Annotated in this window: 25 protein-coding genes; 15 read left to right on the forward strand and 10 right to left on the reverse strand. The window is 36.9% G+C overall.

Going from position 1 to position 23,157, the window contains the following annotated elements; translation table 11 throughout:
- Nucleotides 1-73: 73 nt before the first annotated feature.
- Nucleotides 74-1,618 carry a serine hydrolase gene (locus tag AC52CF_RS17595; RefSeq protein ID WP_496517509.1) on the reverse strand — a complete coding sequence of 515 codons (1,545 nt, stop codon included), beginning with the start codon at nucleotides 1,616-1,618 and terminating at the stop codon, nucleotides 74-76.
- A 532-nt stretch (nucleotides 1,619-2,150) separates the two neighbouring features.
- Between AC52CF_RS17595 and AC52CF_RS17600 the strand changes: the two genes are divergently transcribed.
- The 4 genes from AC52CF_RS17600 (at nucleotide 2,151) to AC52CF_RS17615 (ending at nucleotide 4,629) form a co-directional block, all read left to right on the forward strand.
- Complete coding sequence (locus AC52CF_RS17600; protein WP_496517510.1) at nucleotides 2,151-2,648, forward strand: metallophosphoesterase family protein; 498 nt, start codon at nucleotides 2,151-2,153, stop codon at nucleotides 2,646-2,648.
- 93 nt (nucleotides 2,649-2,741) lie between these two features.
- On the forward strand, nucleotides 2,742-3,236 hold the full coding sequence (locus AC52CF_RS17605) for a Smr/MutS family protein (protein ID WP_496517511.1): 495 nt from the start codon (nucleotides 2,742-2,744) through the stop codon (nucleotides 3,234-3,236).
- Between the two features lie 18 nt (nucleotides 3,237-3,254).
- Entirely contained in the window at nucleotides 3,255-3,971 is a 717-nt protein-coding gene (locus AC52CF_RS17610; protein WP_375182078.1) for a DUF3822 family protein, read from the forward strand.
- A 73-nt stretch (nucleotides 3,972-4,044) separates the two neighbouring features.
- Nucleotides 4,045-4,629 carry an RsmD family RNA methyltransferase gene (locus AC52CF_RS17615; protein WP_496517512.1) on the forward strand — a complete coding sequence of 195 codons (585 nt, stop codon included), beginning with the start codon at nucleotides 4,045-4,047 and terminating at the stop codon, nucleotides 4,627-4,629.
- Nucleotides 4,630-4,647: 18 nt separating this feature from the next.
- Here AC52CF_RS17615 and AC52CF_RS17620 read toward each other — a convergent pair whose 3' ends face one another.
- Complete coding sequence (locus AC52CF_RS17620) at nucleotides 4,648-4,995, reverse strand: winged helix-turn-helix transcriptional regulator (protein WP_116098508.1); 348 nt, start codon at nucleotides 4,993-4,995, stop codon at nucleotides 4,648-4,650.
- A gap of 88 nt (nucleotides 4,996-5,083) precedes the next feature.
- Between AC52CF_RS17620 and AC52CF_RS17625 the strand changes: the two genes are divergently transcribed.
- Nucleotides 5,084-5,683: a nitroreductase family protein gene (locus tag AC52CF_RS17625; protein WP_496517513.1), complete on the forward strand. Its 600-nt coding sequence runs from the start codon at nucleotides 5,084-5,086 to the stop codon at nucleotides 5,681-5,683.
- 209 nt (nucleotides 5,684-5,892) lie between these two features.
- Here the strand turns inward: AC52CF_RS17625 and murI are convergent, their stop codons facing one another.
- The 5 genes from murI to AC52CF_RS17650 form a co-directional block, all read right to left on the reverse strand.
- Nucleotides 5,893-6,723 carry a glutamate racemase gene (murI, locus tag AC52CF_RS17630; protein WP_214588547.1) on the reverse strand — a complete coding sequence of 277 codons (831 nt, stop codon included), beginning with the start codon at nucleotides 6,721-6,723 and terminating at the stop codon, nucleotides 5,893-5,895.
- Between the two features lie 109 nt (nucleotides 6,724-6,832).
- Nucleotides 6,833-7,957 (reverse strand): radical SAM family heme chaperone HemW, encoded by a 1,125-nt coding sequence (hemW, locus tag AC52CF_RS17635; protein ID WP_214588546.1) that lies wholly within the window; start codon nucleotides 7,955-7,957, stop codon nucleotides 6,833-6,835.
- 51 nt (nucleotides 7,958-8,008) lie between these two features.
- Nucleotides 8,009-8,959, reverse strand: a complete 951-nt coding sequence (locus AC52CF_RS17640; RefSeq protein WP_214588545.1) for a PorP/SprF family type IX secretion system membrane protein — start codon at nucleotides 8,957-8,959, stop codon at nucleotides 8,009-8,011.
- A 51-nt stretch (nucleotides 8,960-9,010) separates the two neighbouring features.
- Nucleotides 9,011-10,084 carry an RluA family pseudouridine synthase gene (locus tag AC52CF_RS17645; protein ID WP_214588544.1) on the reverse strand — a complete coding sequence of 358 codons (1,074 nt, stop codon included), beginning with the start codon at nucleotides 10,082-10,084 and terminating at the stop codon, nucleotides 9,011-9,013.
- A 73-nt stretch (nucleotides 10,085-10,157) separates the two neighbouring features.
- Complete coding sequence (locus AC52CF_RS17650) at nucleotides 10,158-11,267, reverse strand: PASTA domain-containing protein (RefSeq protein ID WP_214588543.1); 1,110 nt, start codon at nucleotides 11,265-11,267, stop codon at nucleotides 10,158-10,160.
- Between the two features lie 155 nt (nucleotides 11,268-11,422).
- Here AC52CF_RS17650 and AC52CF_RS17655 point away from each other — a divergent pair, with 155 nt between their 5' ends.
- From AC52CF_RS17655 to AC52CF_RS17670, 4 genes are all read left to right on the forward strand, one after another.
- On the forward strand, nucleotides 11,423-12,409 hold the full coding sequence (locus tag AC52CF_RS17655; RefSeq protein ID WP_375181470.1) for a D-alanine--D-alanine ligase: 987 nt from the start codon (nucleotides 11,423-11,425) through the stop codon (nucleotides 12,407-12,409).
- 91 nt (nucleotides 12,410-12,500) lie between these two features.
- Complete coding sequence (gene coaD / locus AC52CF_RS17660; protein WP_076393087.1) at nucleotides 12,501-12,965, forward strand: pantetheine-phosphate adenylyltransferase; 465 nt, start codon at nucleotides 12,501-12,503, stop codon at nucleotides 12,963-12,965.
- Nucleotides 12,966-13,008: 43 nt separating this feature from the next.
- Complete coding sequence (locus AC52CF_RS17665; RefSeq protein WP_214588541.1) at nucleotides 13,009-13,371, forward strand: four helix bundle protein; 363 nt, start codon at nucleotides 13,009-13,011, stop codon at nucleotides 13,369-13,371.
- A gap of 39 nt (nucleotides 13,372-13,410) precedes the next feature.
- Nucleotides 13,411-14,043 carry a trimeric intracellular cation channel family protein gene (locus tag AC52CF_RS17670; protein WP_076393091.1) on the forward strand — a complete coding sequence of 211 codons (633 nt, stop codon included), beginning with the start codon at nucleotides 13,411-13,413 and terminating at the stop codon, nucleotides 14,041-14,043.
- Between the two features lie 125 nt (nucleotides 14,044-14,168).
- Here the strand turns inward: AC52CF_RS17670 and AC52CF_RS17675 are convergent, their stop codons facing one another.
- Nucleotides 14,169-14,738: a DUF2892 domain-containing protein gene (locus AC52CF_RS17675; RefSeq protein WP_235132856.1), complete on the reverse strand. Its 570-nt coding sequence runs from the start codon at nucleotides 14,736-14,738 to the stop codon at nucleotides 14,169-14,171.
- Nucleotides 14,739-14,839: 101 nt separating this feature from the next.
- Entirely contained in the window at nucleotides 14,840-15,325 is a 486-nt protein-coding gene (locus AC52CF_RS17680) for a dihydrofolate reductase (RefSeq protein ID WP_235132857.1), read from the reverse strand.
- 76 nt (nucleotides 15,326-15,401) lie between these two features.
- Between AC52CF_RS17680 and AC52CF_RS17685 the strand changes: the two genes are divergently transcribed.
- The 5 genes from AC52CF_RS17685 (at nucleotide 15,402) to AC52CF_RS17705 (ending at nucleotide 19,895) form a co-directional block, all read left to right on the forward strand.
- Nucleotides 15,402-16,010 carry a LemA family protein gene (locus AC52CF_RS17685; protein ID WP_496517514.1) on the forward strand — a complete coding sequence of 203 codons (609 nt, stop codon included), beginning with the start codon at nucleotides 15,402-15,404 and terminating at the stop codon, nucleotides 16,008-16,010.
- Nucleotides 16,010-16,441, forward strand: coding sequence for a TPM domain-containing protein (locus AC52CF_RS17690; RefSeq protein WP_087705773.1), 432 nt, complete (start codon nucleotides 16,010-16,012; stop codon nucleotides 16,439-16,441). Before AC52CF_RS17685 ends, AC52CF_RS17690 begins: the two co-directional genes overlap by 1 nt.
- Nucleotides 16,422-17,240: a TPM domain-containing protein gene (locus AC52CF_RS17695; protein WP_496517515.1), complete on the forward strand. Its 819-nt coding sequence runs from the start codon at nucleotides 16,422-16,424 to the stop codon at nucleotides 17,238-17,240. Before AC52CF_RS17690 ends, AC52CF_RS17695 begins: the two co-directional genes overlap by 20 nt.
- Before the next feature lie 249 nt (nucleotides 17,241-17,489).
- Complete coding sequence (locus AC52CF_RS17700) at nucleotides 17,490-18,011, forward strand: NAD(P)H-dependent oxidoreductase (protein WP_076393105.1); 522 nt, start codon at nucleotides 17,490-17,492, stop codon at nucleotides 18,009-18,011.
- 6 nt (nucleotides 18,012-18,017) lie between these two features.
- Nucleotides 18,018-19,895 (forward strand): monovalent cation:proton antiporter-2 (CPA2) family protein, encoded by a 1,878-nt coding sequence (locus AC52CF_RS17705; protein ID WP_496517516.1) that lies wholly within the window; start codon nucleotides 18,018-18,020, stop codon nucleotides 19,893-19,895.
- A gap of 122 nt (nucleotides 19,896-20,017) precedes the next feature.
- Here the strand turns inward: AC52CF_RS17705 and AC52CF_RS17710 are convergent, their stop codons facing one another.
- The gene (locus AC52CF_RS17710) at nucleotides 20,018-20,836 is read right to left on the reverse strand and encodes a head GIN domain-containing protein (RefSeq protein WP_375181466.1); all 819 of its coding nucleotides are present in this window, start codon (nucleotides 20,834-20,836) and stop codon (nucleotides 20,018-20,020) included.
- A gap of 59 nt (nucleotides 20,837-20,895) precedes the next feature.
- Between AC52CF_RS17710 and AC52CF_RS17715 the strand changes: the two genes are divergently transcribed.
- Nucleotides 20,896-23,037 (forward strand): M3 family metallopeptidase, encoded by a 2,142-nt coding sequence (locus tag AC52CF_RS17715; protein ID WP_496517517.1) that lies wholly within the window; start codon nucleotides 20,896-20,898, stop codon nucleotides 23,035-23,037.
- Nucleotides 23,038-23,157 lie beyond the last annotated feature (120 nt).

The following is a 23,157-nucleotide window of genomic DNA, read 5'->3' on the forward strand; positions in this document are numbered from 1 at the left end:
GCTATCCTCCGAAACAAAAAGACGGGCTAAAGCCCGTCCCTATTCATAATCATATTGAATAATTTTTCCTGAATTATTTTCTTCTCAGATCCAGATCATCAAAATCAAAACTGAAATCTGTAATGTCTGAAATGGGTTTTAATCTTGCGGATTGAGCTTTTCCGGTTTCATCATAATCAAAAATGATATACGCATCGGCATCGTAGCTTCTGTCGTCCCATTTGATGATGAAAGAATTATTGGAATACGGAAGAAGTTCACCTTTTAAACGTGGAGAACTTTTGCAGGAAATCCTGTAGGTACTTCCCTGCTGTGCAACTTCCACATCACCAAACCATTGATCGTTGTACATTCCTACAAACTGCTCCGGTTTTGGCTGTAAATTTTTATCTTTTTTAAATGTTTCAGATTTTGCAAAAGCCTCTTTTTTCTGCTTATCAAAACTTTCCTCCATTTTTTTCATCCGGTCGCCGTAGGTTTTCAGCCAGTTGCGGTCTGCAATTCCCAGATAAGAATCTTTCACGGTATTGGTAATCGTGTTGAAAGCCGCCCCCGATTGCTGATTCGTTAAAACAACAATTCCCAGCTTCATATCCGGAATCAGCGTAAACTGAGTTACCGTTCCGATCAGTCCTCCTGTATGCTGAACCTGTTTATGACCTTTCACATCGCTTAAAAACCAACCCATTCCGTATCCGTAGAAACTGGTATCATAAGGATTTTTCGCCGCCACACCACTAGGAATCTGCAAACTCCACAACTGCTGAACATTTTTATCTGAAACCAATTTTTTACCGTCTTTCGTTGTGAAATTATTCAGCAGGAATTCTGCCCAGGTGGTCATGTCCTTAATATTACTCATAATTCCTCCGGCTGCGTTGGCTGTTTCGTTCCAGTCGTGAGGAACCGCGATAGCTTTTCCATCTACCGGTGCATGAGCATCAATTTTGTTGGCAATAGCTTTGGCTCTGTTATAGCTTCCGAAACTGGATGTCATTCCTACAGGTTTCATAATGCGCTGTTCGATAAATTCTGCCCAGCTTAATCCCGAAACTCTGTGGATTACTTCTCCGGCTACGATAAACATGATGTTATTGTAGTCTAAAGTTGTTCTGAAAGGATTTTCAGGCTTTAAATATCTTACGTTATGAACGATGTCGTTTACCGTTAAATTTCCGCCTTCCGGAAAGAACATCAAATCTCCCTGTCCCAAACCTAATCCGGCTCTGTGTGTTACCAGATCTTTAATGGTAACATTCTGCGAAACATACGGATCGTACATCTGAAATTCCGGAATGTATTTTGAAACTCTATCGTCCCAGTTCAGTTTTCCTTCGTCTGCTAAAATGGCAAGTGCTGTACAGGTAAAACCTTTGGAGTTAGAGGCGATTCCAACCAATGTATTGTCGTCCATCGGTTGTTTGGAAGTTAAGGAACGTACCCCAAAACCTTTGGAATAAATTACTTTTCCGTCTTTGATCACACCAACCGACATTCCCGGAACGTCGAAAGTTTTTAACGTATTCTGGACTAATTCATCCAGTTTTTTCTCTTCAAACTGCGCATTCGCAATCCCAACCGATAAAAGAAGAAGGAAAAAAGAAAGTTTCTGCTTCATTTTTAATTTTTTTCAAATGTAGTAAATAAAGCGGTTTAAACTTTTCATATTTTATCCGATAACAAAAAGTCTGTTTAAACTTTTATTTAACCGCAAAAACCACAAAAGATCAACTAAACTTTTATTTAAAGCTTTAATTATTACTTTGTATTGATTCTTCGAAACAAAATCCCGAAATTCAAAAACAGCTTATCTAAAAAGATTCTTCATTTCATAATGCTTCGCAAAATTTCATTCTGAATGACAGTTTTGAAACTAAAATTATAAGTTGGTTTAAACTAATTTTAAAATCCTGCAAAGAGAAAAAATCTTTGATTTTTTAAACTTATGTGCTGCTTTTTCCATTTAAGTAGTAAACTTAAACAACTAAAGTGTTAAATCTTTTGCATCTTTTGTGGTAAAAAAAGCTTAAACAAGTTTATATTAATGAATGTCATTACAAGCCTCAAGGAATAACAATTATCATTAAAGATGTTTATAAATCCTAAGAAAAAATAATTTCAAATCTTATCTTTGCAGAGAATTTTAAATAATGACGAAAATCCTACTCCTTTCCGACTCTCATTCATATATCGACGACCGTATTTTAGAATATGCAGGTCAGGCGGATGAAATCTGGCATGGCGGAGATTTCGGAAGTATGGATGTCATCGAGCAGCTTGAAAAGATAAAACCGCTGAAAGGAGTTTACGGAAATATCGACAATGCGAAAATCCGTTCCGAGTTTCCGGAAGTGAGTCGTTTTATGTGCGAAAATGTAGAAGTTCTGATGATTCACATCGGTGGTTATCCCGGAAAATATACGTCTTTGGCAAAGCAGGAGATTGCTGAAAAAGCTCCGAAGCTGTTTATTTCAGGACATTCGCATATTTTGAAGGCAATGTTTGATGAGAAAAACAATCTTCTCCACCTGAATCCCGGAGCGTGCGGAAAACAGGGATGGCATAAAATGCGAACGATGATGCGTTTTGTAATCGATGATACGGAAATAAAGGATTTGGAGGTTATTGAATTGGGACCTAAATTTTAAACACAAGTTTCACAAATTTCATCACCAATATCACGATCTAAAAATGTAGAAATTTGTGAAATTATTTGTGTCTGTTGTGTTTTATAAAAAATTATGAAAATAGGTGATAAAGTTTCTGTGGTAGATGAAGATTTAAACGGGGTGGTTACTTCCGTGAAAGGAAATATCGTGGTTTTTAAAGATGAGTACGGTTTTACGCATCAATATCCGAAAGAGAAACTGGTTCCGAAAATTTCGGATTTTTATGAAAATACTCCCATTGTAAAAAAAGCGGAGCCAAAAAAGGTAATTTCCAAAGCACATCAGAAAAATCATTTGGTTCTTGATCTTCATTTTCATAATTTAGTTAAAAATCCAAATGATTATACCAGTTTTGAAAGACTTTTCATCCAAAAGGAAAGACTGGTGGAAACCATCAACTTTTGCAGAAAACATAATCTGAAAAGACTGGAAATCGTACACGGAATCGGAGACGGAGTTTTGCAGAAAATGGTATTCGATACGTTGGAAAGCCAGACGAATGTGGATTTTTATAATAAGGAAATACTTCATCATCAATCGGGTGCGGTAATGGTAGAATTTCACTAAATTTGCAGGAATCAAATTATGAATATACTTAATTTACTTTTTACCAAAGACGGATTAATCTACCAGATTGCTAAAAATAAGAGCATTGTGGAAGAGAAATCGTATTTCGTGGATGAAGAATCTCCGGAACACTTTATTTCGGATATGCTGGATAAAGTTCTTCTTCTGCAGAGATTTGATGAGATCCATGTGATTTCCGCGCTCAATCATTTCACGCTGATGCCGGAAGGTTTTTCGGAGCATGAAGCAGGATTCGATCTTATCGCTTTCAACGCTCCTGTGGATAAAGAGAAAGAAGAACTGATGCTTTCGATTAACGAAAAGTTTAAAATTCAGTTTTATTATACATTCCCGAAGCATTTTTACAAAAAGATTAAAGAACTCGCGCTGCCTGTTCAGTTTAATTTTTCCGGTGAAAAGTTTTTAAATTCCATTAATAACAAAAACAGCAAAGAAATTCACATCAACCTGTATCATAACCAATGTGAGTTTTTCGCGATAGACAACAAAAAAGTTATCTTATACAACAATCTGGATGTTAATTCTGAGGTAGATTTCCTTTATTTCGTGATGTTTACGTTAAGCAAAATCGGTTTCGGAATCAATGAAACCAATTTCTACGCGTACGGAGAAACTACTGAAAATGAAACGTTTATTTCAGAGCTTCAGAAATTCGTAAAGAATCTGAAAATTGTATTTGATAATATTCCTTCTAAAAATTTTATATTAAATTAGGTCTCAGGAAACAGACGACAGCTATTAGTTCCTAAACCTGCAACCTCTTACCTACAATCCAACAACTAAAAAAATGTACAGAATCATATCCGGCAAATGGAAAGCCAAAAAAATCGCCGCTCCGAAGAATTTTGATGTAAGACCGACTACGGATTTTGCCAAAGAAGCACTTTTCAGTATTCTGGAAAACACCTACGATATGCAGTCGGTTTCCGTGCTGGATCTTTTTGCGGGAATCGGTTCTATTTCGTTTGAATTTGCATCAAGAGGATGTCAGGATATTACGTCTGTAGAAATGAATCCGAAACATACCGCTTTTCTTAATTCTACCGCTTCTGAACTTGGATTCAGTCTGCAGGTGAATGTTCAGCGGGGCGATGTTTTCGACTGGCTGAAGAAATTCAGAAATAAAAAATCTTTTGAAATTGTTTTTTCCGATGCTCCCTTCGAAATGGAAGAAAAAAAGTATCAGGAAATTATTTCTCAGGTTTTAAACAATAAATACCTGAAGGAAAACGGAATTCTAGTGATAGAACACCAAAGCCGAATGAAATTTGATCATCCGAATTTAATCGATACCCGAAAATACGGCAATGTAAGTTTCAGTTTTTTTGAACCGAATAAGGAAGAAACTACAGAAATACAGAATCAGGAATAATTTTCCTGATTTTTTGTTTTAAATAATTTTTACTTTTTCAGAAGAAACAACCGCACTTTCACCCCATTTTGCAATTTCTTTTAAAAGAGGAAGCAATGTTTTTCCGAAATCCGTTAAGGTGTATTCTACCATTAAAGGCGGCTTTTCTGTGTACACCTTTCTGTCGATAATATGATCTTCTTCAAGCTGTTTCAACTGTAAACTTAACGTTCTTTCTGTAATTGTGGGAATTAATTTTCTTAGTTCGTTGTATCTTTTTGCTCCATCAATCAGATAAAACAAAATCACGGCTTTCCATTTTCCGCCGATAAATCTCATGGTAACCGTTGTACAGCACGGATATTCTTTATTATCTATGGAATACATTTTTTTCATACTATCATTTTAGACCGTTATTGCAAATATATCAAACATACATTAATTTTGCAACTATAAAAAATATAGTATAAAAATTATGAACTTTTTAGAAAAAATGAAATCGAGATATACCGTAAAAAAGTATAATCCTCAAGGTACAATAAGTGAAGAGCAGATTCAGCAGCTTAAAGAAATTCTGCATTTAAGTCCATCTTCCATTAACAGTCAGCCATGGAATTTTGTGTTTGTATCGGATCCTAAAACAAAAATACAGCTTGCCGAAGCTTCTTATTTTAACAAAGAAAAAGTATTGGACGGAAGTCACCTTATCGTTTTTCAGGCACTTAAAAATCCTGAAGATTTTGAAAAGCAGATTGAAGAAAATCTTCCGGAAGGTTCGGTAACTTATTATAAAACTTTTGTAAAACCGAAAGGAGAAGCGGAGATCAGATCGTGGCTGAAACATCAGGTTTATCTTTCATTGGGCGTTTTGCTTTCTGCGTGTGCAGATATGGGAATAGATTCTACTCCGATGGAAGGAATTGAAACTGAAAAGTATGATGCTATTTTAAAGAACGAAAAGTACGAAAGTGTTTTTGCGGTAGTGATTGGCGTAAAGTCTGAAGAAGACAAAAACCAGCCGGTTCATACCCCGAAAAGAAGACTGGAAAGACAGCACGTAATTTTGGAAATTTAATTTATTTAAATGCAAAGATTAATATAATCCCCGAAATTATTTAAGAGAGCAAAGAGTGGCGACAAAGTCACTTATGAAGTATGCTTTATAAAATCAATTTTCAATTGATTAATTCTTAGCTCACTAAAAATAAACTTTGAAAAATAAATCTTTACGTTAAAGAATCTTATATAGAAAAAGCTGTTTCAAATTGAGACAGCTTTTGTTTTTTATAATACTTTTAATTCTAAATCGATGGTTTTTCCGAAGAATTTCTTCGAGATTTTTTCGAAGTTTTTCGTTAAATCCGAAAGATAGAAATGGTAATTCGGTTTCAGATTCTGCTCATTCAGCAGATGATATTTATCGAGGATAATCTTCAGGTGGTTCGCCACAATATTCGGAGAATCAATTACTCGGACACGATTTCCGTAATATTGCTTGATTTCATCAATCAGCAACGGATAATGCGTACAACCCAAAATTAAGGTCTCAATATTCTTTAATTTACTGTTGCTTAAGTAATTGTAGATAATCGCATGCGTAATCGGGTGATTTTTAAAACCTTCCTCAATAGCAGGAACCAATAAAGGTGTTGCCAGTTCATCCACCTTGATCCATTTATTGTGCTTTCTGATGCTTTTTTTATACAACCCTGAATTCACAGTAGCTTTCGTTGCAATGACACCCACATTATTATGGATTTCATAGGAAACTTTTTCTGCAACCGGATTAATTACGTCAATCACAGGAACTTTTCCTGCAACAGACTGCATCACTTCATTCAGCGCATTTGCCGTTGCCGTATTGCAGGCAATAACAATCGCTTTACAGTTTTGCTCCAACAGAAAATTGGTGATCTTTGTAGAATATTCGATAATCGCTTCCTTCGATTTTTCACCATACGGAAGATGTTTGGTGTCACCAAAATAGATCAGATCTTCATTCGGAAGAAGTCTTTTTATCTCTTTGGCAACTGTAAGTCCGCCCACTCCGCTATCGAAAATTCCGATAGGCTGCTTCGGGGAAAGATGCGAATAATCCTGCTTTTTAGTTTTCAAAATTGAGCTGAAATTTTATACAAAAATAGTGAAATTGTTGGATGCAGAAGATGGATGTTACAAGTTTTTCACAAACCGTTCTTCCGACTCCCGACTTTAGATTTCCATCTTAGACGATGAACAGATCCGAAGCAATTCCGTCTGCCATAAACCAGTGTTTTTCCGGAATTTTAAGGTGGTTATTTTCTGTTACCAGAATTCCTTCTTCCAGCTTTGATTTGATTTCATTCTGAAAATGTTCTAAAATGCTATCATTAAATTTCTCCTTTAAGCTTCCCAGATCAACGCCCCACATTGTTCGTAAGCCAATCATAATCATTTCATTAAACTGATCGTTTTGCGAGAGAAATTCTTCTTCTTTAGCCAGAAGATTTGAGTTTAATTTTTTGATATACTGCTGATTGTTCGCGACATTCCAGCCTCTGACATCAAAACCGTTATAAGAATGTGCAGAAGGACCAATTCCCAGATATTCTTTATATTTCCAGTAGGAAGAATTGTGTCTTGAGTAAAATCTGGGTTTGGCAAAATTCGAAACTTCATAATGCTCAAAACCATTATCTTTCAGAAAATCCGATAAGTAGTAAAATTCTCTGTTTTGTTCTTCTTCCTTCGGGCTTTTTACTTTCCCTTTTGAGATCCAGTTTTCTAAAGCCGTTTTCGGCTCAACCGTTAAAGCATAAGAAGAAATGTGCGGAACTTCAAGTGCAATGGTTTTATTTAAATTCTCTTTCCAGATTTCCAGATTGGAAGTTGGCGAACCGTAAATTAAATCAATGCTTAAATTTTCAAAACCAAAATCCTGCGCTCTTTTGATGGAATCTTCGGCTTCGTTTGCAGTGTGTGTCCGATTCATTAATTTCAGATCTTCTTCAAAAAAACTTTGGGTTCCGACTGATAATCTGTTTATCGGAGATTCCGACAGTCCTTTCAGAAAGTTCTTATCCAGATCATCGGGATTCGCTTCTAGAGTGATTTCAATATCCTTTTCAAAAGTAAAATGTTTTAATACCTCATCAATTAAAGATTTAATTTCATCCGGCGAAAGAATGGAAGGCGTTCCGCCTCCAAAATACAGTGACTGTAAGTTTTTGTTTTGCAACTCATCTTTGCGGAGAAAGATTTCTTTCTTCATCGCAGCCAGCATTTCATCCTTAAAATTTAAAGATGTTGAAAAGTGGAAATTGCAATAGCAGCACTTTTGCTTGCAAAACGGAATGTGAATGTAAATCATAAAAAAAGCCCTGAAAAAATTCAGAGCTCAAATTTATTTAAATTAAATCAATTAATATCTATAACCTCTGTGGTTAATGAAGTTATCAAAGTTATATCCTAACCCGATCATGAAGCTGTTTCCTCCATATTCCTGAATATCAGACAAACCTAAGTTGTAAGTAGCTCCAATCATGAATTTGTTGAATCTTACTTTTACAACCGGAGCGATTTGTAATTGCTGGCTGTCGAATCTGTTTTGAACAGATCTGTAGCTTACCCCGAAAGAGAATGCATTGATGTCGTTAAAGAACGTTGCCATTAAGTTATAATCAATCGTTCTTGTAGAGTTTGTGTTCAGGTTAATTAAAGCTGAAGGTGTGAAATAGATGTTATCACCTACATGCCAGTCATATCCTAAGTTTAAGAAAAACTTGATTGGAGAAGGCTCACGTCCGTTTACGATCGCTTCATCGTTGGTAAGTGCGATATCGTTAACTGAAACTCCTGCGAAAATATTTCTGTAGGTAGCCTGTGCTCCGAAGTTTGCATATGCCATGAAAATATTACTTTCACTTCCCTGCAATAATGGATCTGAAGCATCCTGTGTGTTAATTTTTGAATAATCAAAATTCATGTTGTAGAAGCTAACGCTTGTACCGAAAGAGAACTGATCTTTTCTGTCTCCGTCGCTGCTAAGAGGAATAAAATATGAAGCACCCGCTGTAATACCACCTGCAGAAATAGGGCCGTTGCTGTCTCTGAATACAGATAAACCTGCTCCTACTCTATCAAAAATGTTCGCGTTAATCCCTACCGACTGAACGTTTGGAGACTCACTGAACTTCGAAAATTGCTGCTGATAGTTAAGATTAAGCTGCACATAGTCGGTCTTTCCGTATTGTGCCGGGTTGAACAAAAACTCACCGTCTAAAAGATACTGTTGATAGTACGGTAAAGTTTCTTGTGCTTTGTATGCATTTGACAAAAGAGCTAAACATACGATAGCATATAGTTTTCTCATAACAAATCTTGATTTCAATTCAACAAATATAAAAAAATTCTCAATATATTTTTAGTTTTCTAAATAATTTCTCCATTTTTTTACAGCATCCGCCATATCTTTCGGCATTGGGCTTTCAAAATATAATTCCTTCTTGGTAGTGGGATGTATAAATCCTAAAGTATGGGCATGAAGCGCATGTCTGGGTAAAATCTCAAAGACATTTTTTATAAACTGCTTATACTTAGGAAGATTCACTCCACGGAGAGGGGTATGCCCTTCATATCTTTCATCATTGAATAAAGTATGACCAATATGTTTGAAATGCGCTCTGATCTGGTGGGTTCTTCCGGTTTCAAGCTTACATTCTACCCAGGTCATGTATTTAAATCTTTCTAAAACCTTGTAATGCGTTACCGCATGCTTTCCCTGGCTTCCGTCTTCATACGTATGCATCTGCATCCTGTTTTTCGGGTGACGACCGATATGACCTCTTATTGTGCCTTCATCATCCTGTACATTTCCCCAAACGAATGCCCAATACAATCTTTTGGTTTTTCTGTCGAAAAATTGTTTTGCCAGAAAGCTCAGTGCATATTCATTTTTTGCAATCACCAATAATCCGGAAGTGTCTTTATCAATTCTGTGCACCAGTCCAACCCTGTCAAGATCGGATTTTTCGCCATTCTGTTCAAAATGATACGCCAAAGCATTCACCAAAGTGCCGTCCCAGTTTCCGAATCCCGGGTGTACTACCATTCCCGGATCTTTATCTACAACGATAAGATCGTCATCTTCGTATACAATATTGATGGGAATATTTTGCGGAATGATAACATTTTCCCGTGGAGGGTGCGCCAGAAGCACCGAAACCTGATCTCCCGGTTTTACGCGATAATTCTGTTTTACCGCAACACCGTTCACAATAACATTTCCCGCTCTGCAGGTCTGTGAAATTTTATTTCTGGAAGAATTCTGACGGAAAATCAATAAAAACTTGTCGATCCTCAACGGTTCCTGACTTTTGTCTACCGTGATGTTAAGGTGTTCATACAGTCCTTTATTTTCTTCATCAATATCAAGATTATCGATACTGTTCTGATCTAATAATTCTTCGTCCAAAAAATCTTCGTTATCTTCTGCCATTGTTTTATCTTTTATACAAAAGGCTTCAACATAATGAAAGTTGAAGCCTGTATTTTTTATAATATTTATCGTTTTATTCTATAACCATCTTTTTAGCTTTAGGCTTTTCTGCAGGTTTTGCAGGAGTTGCTGCAGATTTATTGCTGCTCGCTGGCTGGTTATTACCAGAACTACTACCTGTATTAGAAGTAGTAGTCTTTGGTTTATTTTCAGTTACCGGTTTCGTTGATTTTACCGTGGTTTTAGAAGCATCTGTTTTTGCTGCATCTGTAGACGGTTTAGGGGTTTCCCTTTTCGGAGTTACAGGCGGCGGAGGAATATCCTGTGACGGTTCCTGACGAACTGGCATTTCCTGATACTGGATTGGAGGCAGAGCAGTGTCTACTTTCATTCTGTAGGTAGAATTCAGCTGTTCTATTTTTGCACTCAATTCAGCCAGTGTTTTCTTACTTGCCCAAAGATCAATCTGCATTCCCTGATCCCGGACATCTCCGGCTGCAGGATCCTGATAATAGATAACATCAGATTCATCTTTGCTTCCGTCTTCGTGGTCCACAAGCCCCACTTCAAACATACTTCTCGCAATAACCTGTCTCGCTTCCTTCACTGTTAATCCCACTACATTAGGAATCGCTATATTTCGTAATGGTCCTGAACCAATAACTACATCCACCACAGAGAATCTCGCCAGTTTAGTTTTTGGTTTTACTTCATTTCCGTTATATAAAATTCGGATAACCGCATCTTTCTGAATGCTTGGCTCGAAGATGGTGTCTCCAACTTTCAGACCTACCTGTTCCAAACGCTGGAAAGCAAGACCTGAATATTTATTGATTACATCCGGAACTTCAACTTTAGCCCAGGTTCTTGGATTTACTCTTAACTGGATCGCTCTTCCGTCTTTTACACGGGAACCCGGAACCGGATACACCTGTAACACCTGAAAAGGTCTGTATTTGGGATCATAGTTAAAACTGTCCACTTCATATTCCAATCCCGAATCATCCAATATTTTGATGGCTTCCTGTACAGATTTATTAACGATATTTGGAACGGGAATTTCCTGACCATGATTGGTATGATATTCTAACCAACGAAACGTAAGCCAAACCAACCCCACAAAAACACCGATGGCTACGACTAAGTTTAGTAAAACTTTCCAATTGAAAAGTGATTTAAGCATACTTAAAATGACTATAATTAGACAGCAAATATAATTAATAATTTTAGAATGTGCTTTTAATTTAACACATTTCACTTTTGATTTTAAAATTTCAGGATTTACGTTTACGCGTTGTATAAAATCATTAAATTTGCCTTAACTGATACTAAACAAAAATGAGCAAAAAACAAGTTGCCGTAGTGATGGGAGGCTATTCAGACGAATATGTTGTATCATTGAAAAGCGGACAATTAATCTATGATTCCTTAGACAGAAATCTTTACGATGTATATAAAGTAGTTATCCTGAAAGATGAATGGTTTTTTTTAGGTGAAAATGAGCAGAAATCCCCCATTAACAGAGGAGATTTTTCTGTGACTTTACATGAAAATGAAACATTGAAATTTGATGTCTGCTTCAATATCATCCACGGAACACCGGGCGAAAACGGAATTCTTCAGGCGTATTGGGACGCGATCGGACAGAAATATACGGGATGCGATTTTTATCAGAGTGCTTTAACATTCAATAAAAAAGATACTTTAGCGGTACTTTCAAAATACGGAATTCCTTCTGCGAAAAGTGTTTATTTAAGAAAAGGAGAAGAAATTAAGGTTGATGAAATTATAGAAACTCTTGGCTTGCCTGTTTTCGTGAAACCCAATCAGTCAGGATCCTCTTTGGGGATTTCTAAAGTAAAAGAAAAGGCTGAATTCCTTGCTGCCACCGAAATTGCTTTCAAAGAAGATGACGAAATATTAATTGAAAGTTTTCTTGACGGAATGGAAGTTTCTGTGGGTGTGATCGATTATAAAGGAGAAACAATTGTTCTGGGAATTACAGAAATTGTTCCTACCAACGAATTTTTCGATTATGAAGCCAAATACGAAGGTGCTTCTGAGGAAATTACGCCTGCAAGAATCGACGATGAAACAAGAATCCGCGTAGAAGAAATTGCAAAAAGAGCATATAATTCTCTTGGGATGAGTGGTTTCTCAAGAAGTGAGTATATTCTGATGGACGGAATTCCTTATATGCTGGAAATGAATACCAATCCGGGATTTTCTCCTGCAAGTATTCTTCCGCAGCAGGCAAAAATCTACGGCATTTCCATTACAGATCTTTGCGGAAACGAGGTTGAAAAAGCTTTACAAAAAAATTAAAAGGCTGAAAGATGAAGGATAGAAGCCGGCAGTTTATCTCTCTATATTTCTCACCTCATCATTCATAATTTATAACTATAATTTATCACGCATGAAAATTGCTGTTTTTCCGGGGTCATTCGATCCGATTACTTTAGGACATTACGATATCATTGAGAGAGCGGCGCCGCTTTTTGATAAACTGATTATTGCTATCGGGCAGAATTCTCAGAAAAAATATATGTTTCCGCTGGAGAAAAGAATGGAATTCATCCAAAACTCAGTCGCGGAATTCCCAAACGTGGAAGTAGATTATTTTGAAGGTTTAACCGTTGATTACTGCTTTGAAAAAAACGCACAGTACATCATCAGAGGTTTAAGAAATCCTGCCGATTTTGAGTTTGAAAAAGCGATTGCCCACACCAACAGAACTTTAGCACACAAAAAACTGGAAACGGTATTTTTGTTAACGTCTTCAGGAAAGTCTTTTATCAGCAGCAGCATTGTAAGAGAAATCATCAATCACGGCGGAGAATATGAGCTGTTGGTTCCGGATTCGGTGAGAGTGCAATTATAAGTAATGAGTAATGGGTAATTAGTAATGAGTAATTTTTACAACTATGGATTTTAATCAGTTATTTAGAGATCGAACTAAAGATTTTTCGATTTCCATTATTAAATCGTTATCACCATTACCATATTCTGATGATCTTTCAGTAATCAGAAAACAAATTATAAGATCAGCAACTTCTGTAGCTGCTAATTACAGAGCAGTTGCGAGAGCAAGATCCGAAAAGGAAAGATTTGCTAAAATCTGCATTGTTGTAGAAGAAATTGATGAAACTCAATTCTGGTTAGAAATAATTGATGAGCTGGAATATTTAGATTCCGGAAAAATCTCACATTTAAGATCAGAATGTGATGAATTAGTAAAAGTAATGACTGCTTATAAATTTAAATTATCTCAAAATACAACACTGTAATCATATTACTTATTACCGATTACTCATTACCTATAACACATGCACGAACAGTTTAATTTTGCCATAGAAGTTTTGGGAACGATATCATTTTCGATGTCGGGAAGTTTTGCGGCAATGCAGAAACGGCTCGATCCTTTCGGTGTTCTGATTATTGCTTTTGTAACTTCTGTCGGCGGTGGAACCGTGAGAGATCTTCTGCTTGATATTCCGGTTTTCTGGATGCATGATTTACTTACGTGCGCATTGATTATTCTGACCAGTATTTTCACCATGATTTTTAAATCTTTTGAAAAAAACTTTCGGGTTACTTTATTTATTTTTGACAGTTTCGGGCTGGGATTGTTTACGATTATTGGCGTTCAGAAGGGTTTAAATGCAGATATTCATCCATTAATCTGTATCGGATTGGGAACAATTACAGGTTGTTTCGGTGGAATTATCAGGGATATATTGCTCAACAGAATTCCTTTAATTTTCAGGAAAGAAATTTATGCAACCGCCTGTATTGTGGGAGGTTCAGCATTCTTACTGCTGACAAAATTTACGACTTTAACGTATACTATCGTTCAGATTTTTACGATTCTTTTAATTGTTTCCATAAGAACTTTAGCCGTGAAATATCATTGGCAGATCCCGAAATTTTACGGGTATGAAAATAACTCTGAGATGTAACTGGCGATTTATTTGGCTGAAGCCGTCAACTTTGCACCCAAAAGCCGGGCTAAAGCCCGTCCCTATTGATAACAAAAAAGCACCTAAAAATTAGATGCTTTTGTTATTTTTACTGGAGTTATTCATTAAAAGAATTTACCTCTGTTTCTCATATTCGGGTTATGCATATGTTTCTGCATCGTTGGCATTTTCAACTGCTCCTTCATCATTTTAATCTGGTCGGTCATCATTCCTGCGCTGTCTAATCGTTTTGCTTCGTCCAGAAGTTTTTGTCCTTCCTGTTTTCTCCCTTTAGAAATTGCTGCTGCTGCAAGATTTAAAGTTGCCATAGCTCTGTCATGCTTCATGTTAAGACCATATTCCAAAGCTTTCTTCATGAAAGGTTCAACTTTTGTCGGATGATCCTGAGCTTGAGTTAATCCCATTAAATAGTGAAAATATCCATACTGCGTTTTATGAAGCTGGTTTTTGTAATCTGTGATATTTTTAAGCCACTCTCCTGCTTTTTCCATATTCTGCTTTCTTAATTGCCAGAAAGCCAAAAGAATATATTCATTTTTAAAGAAAAGCAGAATAGGTGCTGCAGCCAAAAGGAAAACTACAATTCCCCAACCTTTCTCCCTTGTGAAAATAATCATCCATAGTCCTAAAAGAATAAGAACTGCTGCAACTGCAATTTTTATATATTTATTCATTATTAAATTTTAGAAGTGCAAAGATAAGAAATTTAAGATTCAAAGTTTAAGGTTCAGAGTCTAAAGTTTTGTATTAAATCCTGAACTGAGAACTTTAAACATTAAATTCTTTCAAACGTTTGAAAACAGAAATCATGCTGATTTTTTTCGTCTTTCTCATGGCAGATTTCGTCTGTTTTTTTCCAGATCTTTGGATCGATCTTTGGAAAGAAAGTATCTGCTTGAAGATCTGCTTTTACTAAAGTTACTTCCAGTTTATCAACAATATCCATCGTCTGTTCATAAATTTTCCCGCCTCCGATGATGAAAACTTCTTCATCTATTTTTTTAGCGAATTTTACGGCTTCTTTAATGCTACCGACGATTAAAATTCCTTCTTCGAACCAGTCGGTTTTTCTGGACACAACAATATTGGTACGGTTGGGAAGCGGTTTCCCGATACTTTCATATGTCTTTCTTCCCATGATTACCGGATGCCCCGAAGTGATTTCTTTAAAATGTTTCAGATCTTTAGGAAGATGCCAAAGCAACTGATTTTCAAAACCAATTTCGTTCTTCTCTCCCATTGCCACCACAATTGTTGTCATTCAAATAAATTTTTACAAAATTAGCACATAATTTGTATATTTGGTTAGCACAAAACATATTAAAAAAAATCAAACTATGAAAAATAAAGGTTGTCTGAGCGCAGGAACTATTGGTATCGCTCTCCTTATTATTGTTGCAGTCCTATTCTTCTGGGGCAAAAACGGCTACAATAATTTTGTGGAAAAAGAACAGACCGTTAATGCAAAATGGTCTAACGTACAAACTGTTTATCAGAAAAGAGCAAATCTTATCCCGAATCTTGAAAGAACGGTAAAATCTTATTCCAAATTCGAGCAGGAAACCTTAACGAAAGTTGTTGAGGCACGTTCTAAAGCAACTTCCATTAACATTGATCCTACCAATATGACCGAGCAGGATGTTGCCAGATTTCAGGCTGCACAGGGAGAATTATCCGGAGCTTTAAGCAGATTGATGGCTGTAGTAGAATCTTATCCTAATTTAAAAGCAGATCAGCAATACATTAATTTCCAGAGAGAATATATCGCGATAGAAAACAGCATCAGAACAGAAACTGTTTATTACAATGATGCCGCGAAAGATTACAATGTATCCATAAAGCAATTCCCGAATAATATTCTGGCGAATTTCACCAACTTTAAAGAAAAACCTTTGTTCAAAGCGGAAGCAGGAGCAGAAAAAGCACCTGAAGTATTCTCAGAATAATGGCAACAAGTTTCTTAACAAATCAGCAGATAGCTTCCCTCGTGGAAGCTATTCAGTCAGCAGAAGAGCATTCTACCGGCGAGATCAGAGTGCATATCGATTCCAATACGGATGAAGACAATGCAAAAATTGCTTTCAAAGTTTTTGAAGAATTGTGCCTGAACAAAACCAAAGAAAGAAATGCGGTGCTTTTTCATGTAAATTTTGAACAAAAATATCTTACGATCATCGGAGATACCGGAATTCATGCAAAAGTAAGCCAGTCTTACTGGGATCATCTGCACGACTATATTACGTCTGAATTTGCCAAAGGAAATTATTATCAGGCTTTAAAAAGCGGAATTCTTGAAACCGGACTGGAACTAAAAAAATATTTTCCTGTAACGGGAGAAAACCACAACGAACTTCCTAATGAAATTACGTTCTCTTAAAATAGTTTTTTCATTTTTGCTGGTATGCTTTTACACTTTTGTATCGGCACAATATACCATTCCTCCAAAACCAGACGTTCTGTATCCTGTTTATGACGATGCCAATCTTCTGAAGAAGGAGGAAAAAGATGCGCTTAATAAAAAACTGATCGCATTTGCAGATTCTACCTCAACAGAGATTGAAGTGGTTATTATTCCTTCCACAAAAGGAGAAGACATCAATTTTCTGGCAACGATGTTTGGCGAGAAATGGGGAATCGGAAAAAAAGATGTCGACAACGGAATTGTTTTCCTTATTGCAACCGAAGACCATACCATGTCTATCCAGCAGGGAAGAGCGGTGGAACAATATCTTACCGCATCTGTTGCAGGACAGATATTGGACTACATTGTTACCCCTCACTTTAAACAGGGAGAATGGTACGAAGGTATCAACGGCGGGACATCGGCAATTATGGAAGCGGTTCAGGGGAAATTTAAACCTTTGAGCAACCGTGAAAGCGGAGATGGAGACGGAAGTATTTTTAAAATTATCATCATTGCATTTGTAATCTTCATCATTATTGCCATCCTTTTCGGAAACAAAGGAGGAGGAAAAGGCGGCGGAAATTATGACGACGATGATGTAATCCTTTCCAGAAGAGGCCGCAGAAATTATCCGGGTGGATTTTTCCCTTTTCCGGGTAGCTTTGGCGGCGGTGGATTTGGCGGTGGAAGTTCCGGCGGCGGAGGTGGCGGTTTTGGTGGCTTCGGCGGAGGCGGAAGTTTCGGAGGCGGTGGTGCTTCCGGAGGTTGGTAGAATTTTTATTACTGCTTTAAATCCACTCAGTTTTTAAAATGAAATAAACACATACAATAAATAATCGGTCATTTTGATCGATTTTTTTATTTATCAGCTTTTTAAAAATTTTAATACGCTAAAAATCAAACTCATTTATTTCATTTATATTATCAAAAACATCCTTTTTACTATTAAAAAATTATTAAACTGCTACAAAACCCTACTTTACTTCAAAAAAAATTCATTATATTTACGTAAAACAGGTTTATGAAGAAGACGTTGGTAGTTTTTGCGCATCCTTATTTAGAGCATTCCAACTCGAATGCAGAGCTCATTAATTTCTATGTCCGTCATCAGCATTTTACGCTTCGGGATATTTACGAAGAGTATCCGAATTTTCATATTGCCGCTTTCAGGGAAAGAAAAAGAATAAAAAACTATGATCGTTTTATTTTCCAGTTTCCGCTCATCTGGTTCGGAATGCCGCCTTTGTTAAAACTCTGGATTGATGAGGTTTTCGATCGCGACTGGCTTAAAGAAGATCATCACAATCCTTTGGAGGGAAAAGAAGTTTATATTCTGGTAACCACCGGCGGAAAAGAAAGATCATTCAGCAAGGAAGGAACCTATCAGTTTACGGTGGAGGAACTTATCAGCGGACTTATCGTCTCTCTGAATGTTTTTAAAGCGAACATTAAGAATATCAAAATCGTTTACGAAGCCAACAAGCTTTCAAAAAAAGAAATTATCGTACACAAACAGCAGTTTGTAGAACTTCTCAACCAATAAAAATTTATGGAAACAAGCTTAGCAATGAACACCCTTATTTTCTTAGGCGTAGCCATCATTATGGTTCCGCTGGCGAGAAAATTCGGGCTGAGTTCTGTCATCGGATATATTGCAGGCGGAATTATTATTGGTCCTTATGTTTTAAAATTAACCGGAAAAGATGTCAACGACATTATGCACGCCAGTGAATTTGGAGTTATCATGCTTTTGTTTTTAGTCGGTCTGGAGCTTGAACCCCGAAAATTCTGGGATATGCGGAAGAAGATTGTCGGACTCGGCTTAACGCAGATGCTTTTAACGATTTCCCTGCTATTTCTCGTATTTATCTGGGCAGGCTGGAAGATTGATAAAGCCATTGCTATCGCCATGTGTTTCGCATTATCTTCTACAGCAATTGTGCTGCAGACTTTACAGGAAAAAAACAACTTAAAAACATTAGCCGGAGAAGCTTCTTTTTCCACTTTGCTGTTTCAGGATATTGCGGTGATTCCAATTTTAGCAATCCTTCCGCTAATTGCCAATTACAAATCCAGACATCACGATAACGAAATTCAGGTGCTCATACAGACTCTTCCGGAATGGATGCAGTTTGCGACCGTTATTTTGGGAGTGGTTATTTTGATTTTACTGGGACGGTATGTTTTTGTTCCTTTTTTAAGATATGTCTCGAAATCCGGAATGTCGGAGCTTTTAACGGCCTCTTCCCTATTTTTGGTCATCGGAGTTTCAGAACTCATGGTAGCTATTGGTTTATCTCCCGCTTTAGGAGCTTTCCTTGCAGGAGTGATGTTAGCCAACAGCGAATTCCGCCACGAACTGGAAGCACAGATTGATCCATTCAAAGGATTATTGCTTGCCGTATTTTTTGTAAGTGTAGGTTCCACAATGAATTTTAACGTCATTCAGAAAGATCCTACTTTTATTTTCACCACCGTTTTTGCAGTTTTAGCCATAAAATTCCTTGTTTTATTTCTTATCGGAAAGTTTTTCAAAATAGATACCCCACAAAGCCTGTTTTATGCTTTTGCGCTTTCGCAGGTGGGAGAATTTGCTTTTGTTCTCATCAATTATGCTTCAAGTCTTTATCTTCTGCCTTCGGAACTGAGCGCTCAGATGATGGCGGTAACGGCAATTACCATGTGCATCACGCCTTTTTTATTGATTATCAATGATAAACTTATTACTCCAAGATTCATAAAAGAAGTTCCTGATCCCGATAATGATTTTAATATTCTGGACGGTAATATTCAGCAAAAGAAAATCATCATCGTAGGATTCGGACATTTTGGAAGTACAGTCGGAAGACTTTTAAAAGCGAATAAAATTCCGGCAACGGTTTTAGACCGGGATTCTGACCGTGTAAAATTATTGAGAAGTTACGGTTTTAAGGTGTATTATGGCGATGCTACCAAAATTCCCACATTACGGGCAGCAGGAATTGAGGATGCCGAAATTCTGGTGCTGTGTCTTGATGATCCCGAAGACAATAAATTTGTTGCCGATATCGTAAGGGAAAATTATCCTCAGGTAAAAATCTTTGTGCGTGCCAAAAACAGAATAGATTCTTATGAATATTTAAACAGCGGAATTAATAATATCTACCGCGAAACTCTGGGAACCGCCGTAGATATGGCAGTTGATGTTCTTCATGCAACCGGAATGCGGAAATACGCAGCAAGACGTCTCGGACAGAGATTCATGACCATCGATAAAGCTTCGATCCGAAAATTAGCCAAATCGGATCATGATGATGAAATTCATCTTTTTACCACAAAAGAAATCCTCCTGCGAGAGGAGGAATTACTGGCGTATGATAATCTCAATTTTGATAATCAGCAATGGGAAGATTCTTCTAATGATGAAGAGGATGAAGATGAAAATTAATAGCTTGCATTTGGTTTAAATAAACTAATCAGTTATCATTTTAACGCTACCTCCACAAAGATTTTTATCTCAAACGTTTAATTTTCCGTTCGCAATGGCATTTCACTCAGCAAAGCATTACATTACTGAATCGATACGCTTCCGCCACTGCTTTCGTTTTTGGTAATATTGGTAACGTTTCCTTTTTTATACACATTCACGCTTCCGCCGGAAGATGCTTCTGCATTAATGGAAGAAGAGGCACTGATGTCTACACTTGCACCACTGGATGAATCTGTTTTCAGATTCTGAACTATAACATCTTTGGCAGAAACACTGCTTCCTGATGAAGCACTGATCTCCGCATTTTTAGCTTTACCGGAAAGATCAAGACTTGCAGCGGATGAAGCATCTACATCAAGATCTACCGCCCAGATTTTTCCGTCGAAATTTCCGCTGCTGTCTATGGAAATAGTAAATTTATTCGCTTCAAGATCTCCGGAAACAGCTCCTGAACTGGAAACCTCAATCTCCATTTTATCCTGCACAAATTTATCCTTCACCTTTATGCTTGCCGCAGAATTGGCATTTAATTTTGAAAAATCTTTTGTGTAAATTCTTGCAGAAACATTATGGGAATCCATCACACGGATTCCTGATTTATAATGAATATGAAGCTCTCCTCCACTGTTGTCTACGAGAACCTCATCAATAATATTTTTCGGAGCAGAAATGACGACCTTTTCAAAATCAGCTTTTATCACTTCAGCTTCGATCGCCTGTGAAACTTCGATTTCATCAAAATCACCCGTCACTTCTTTATGGCTCATTGGTCCGTTGTCTTTCGTTACTACTTTTTCCACCCAGCTTTTCTGTTCGTTGCCGTTATGATGTCGGTCATTTTTATCGCAAGAAGCCAGAAGTGCTATCGCTGAAAAAAGAAAAATAGTCTGTGATTTCATGTTTATTATTTTATGAATTAAGTTTTAAGTATCTTTATACCTTTATTAACAACTAATTTATGAAAAATATTACATCGGTATTATTAATTTCTGCATTAGCATTCAATCAATCATGTACTACAATGAAAAACACCGATAGCCAACAGGAAGTTCCAGCTCCGGACGCATCGCTTTCATCGAATCCTTTCATGAAAAAAAGCAAACTTCAGTATGAAGCTCCTGAATTTGACAAAATTAAAAATGAACATTTTAAACCCGCTTTTGATTTCGGTCTGAAACAGCACGACGCTGAAATTTTAAAAATTGCCAACAATTCTGAAGCACCCACTTTTGAAAACACCATCGTAGCTCTGGAAAAAAGCGGTGAAGTTCTGAAAAGAGCTCAAATCATATTTTCAAATCTTACCAGCGCCAATACAAATCCTACGTTACAGGCTCTTGATGAAGAATATGCTCCGATCTTTGCAGCCCATTCTGATAAAATGTATCTGAATGAAAATCTTTATAAAAGAATAAAAGCGATCTCTGAAAACGGTTTAGACGCTGAAAGCAAAAGATTACTACAATATTACAAACAGAATTTCGAAATTGCAGGAGCCAATCTTTCTTCTGCGGATAAAGAAAAACTAAAGCAGATCAATCAGGAACTGGCTTCATTGTCTACGCAATATTCCAACAAATTGCTTGAAGCAAGAAAGCAGGGAGGCGTTTTCTTTACAGATGTGAAGGAACTGGACGGACTTTCCGCCGATGAAATTGCTGCGGCAGCTTCTGATGCCAAAAATGCAGGAAAACCGGGACAGTATCTTTTAGCATTACAAAACACTACACAACAACCTCTTTTACAGAATCTTAAAAACAGAGCAACGAGAGAAAAACTCTTCAAAGCATCATGGACAAGAGCTGAAAAAGGTGATGGAAATGATACAAGGGAAACCATTGAAAAATTAGCGAAATTAAGACTGAAAAAAGCTCAGGTTTTAGGTAAAAAAAGCTTCGCAGAATGGAAATTGCAGGATCAGATGGCAAAAACGCCGGAAGTTGCAACAAAATTAATGAACCAGATTGCGACTCCTGCGGTAGAAACAGCAAGACGTGAGGCAAAAGATATTCAGGATCTGATCGATCAGCAGAAAGGAGGCTTCAAAGTTGAACCATGGGACTGGAATTTTTATGCTGAACAGGTAAGAAAGGCAAAATTTGATCTTGATGAAAGTGAAATTAAGCCTTATTTTGAAATTACAACCGTTTTGGAAAAGGGAGTATTCTTCGCTGCGGAAAAATTCTACGGATTAACTTTCAAAAAGAGAACGGATCTTCCGGTTTATCATCCTGATGTCGTAACGTATGAAGTTTTCGATCATGACGGAAAATCCATTGCCATTTATTATCTGGATTTCTACACGAGGGATTCTAAAAACGGAGGAGCTTGGATGAGCAATTTCGTAGAACAGTCTTATTTATTGGGAACAAAACCTGTGATTGTAAACTGCTACAATTATCAGAAACCGGCTCCGGGAAAACCTTCTTTAATCAGTTATGATGATGTTTCCACTATTTTCCATGAATTCGGACATTCTATTCACGGGATGTTTGCCAGCCAGAAATATCCTTCGCTTTCCGGAACCAATGTACCAAGAGATTTCGTGGAATTCCCTTCACAGATCAACGAACACTGGGCTTTAGATCCTGTTGTTTTAAAGAACTACGCTTTACATTACGAAACAAAACAGCCCATTCCACAAACTTTGGTTGATAAAATTAAAAAAGCAGCAACTTTCAATCAGGGATATATGACCACGGAACTGGTTTCTGCGGCTGAATTAGATATGGATTGGCATACAGTAACCAATGAAAGCCAGTTAATTCCTGTTTTAGATTTTGAAAAAGAATCTTTAGCAAAACACGGATTTACTTTGGCAACGGTTCCTCCAAGATATCATACGCCTTATTTTGCACACATTTGGGGTGGTGGTTATTCTGCAGGATATTATGCTTATTTATGGTCTGAAACTCTGGATAACGACGCTTGGGAATGGATTTCTAAAAATGGAGGATTGACAAGAGAAAACGGAGATCGTTTCAGAAAATATATTCTGTCTGTAGGAAATTCTGTTGATCTGAATCAGGCATTCAGAGATTTTACAGGACACGATCCGGATATTAAGCCTTTATTGAGAAACAGAGGATTTATTAAATAAATTTTTAAAAGCATTCAATTTTTGGATGCTTTTTTTCTTTTTATTTAAACACAAATGACACAAATATTTTTCACTAATGACACAGTAAAACATTTCGCAGATAACACAGATTTAAAATTA

The sequence above is a fragment of the Chryseobacterium sp. 2P genome (assembly GCF_059579425.1).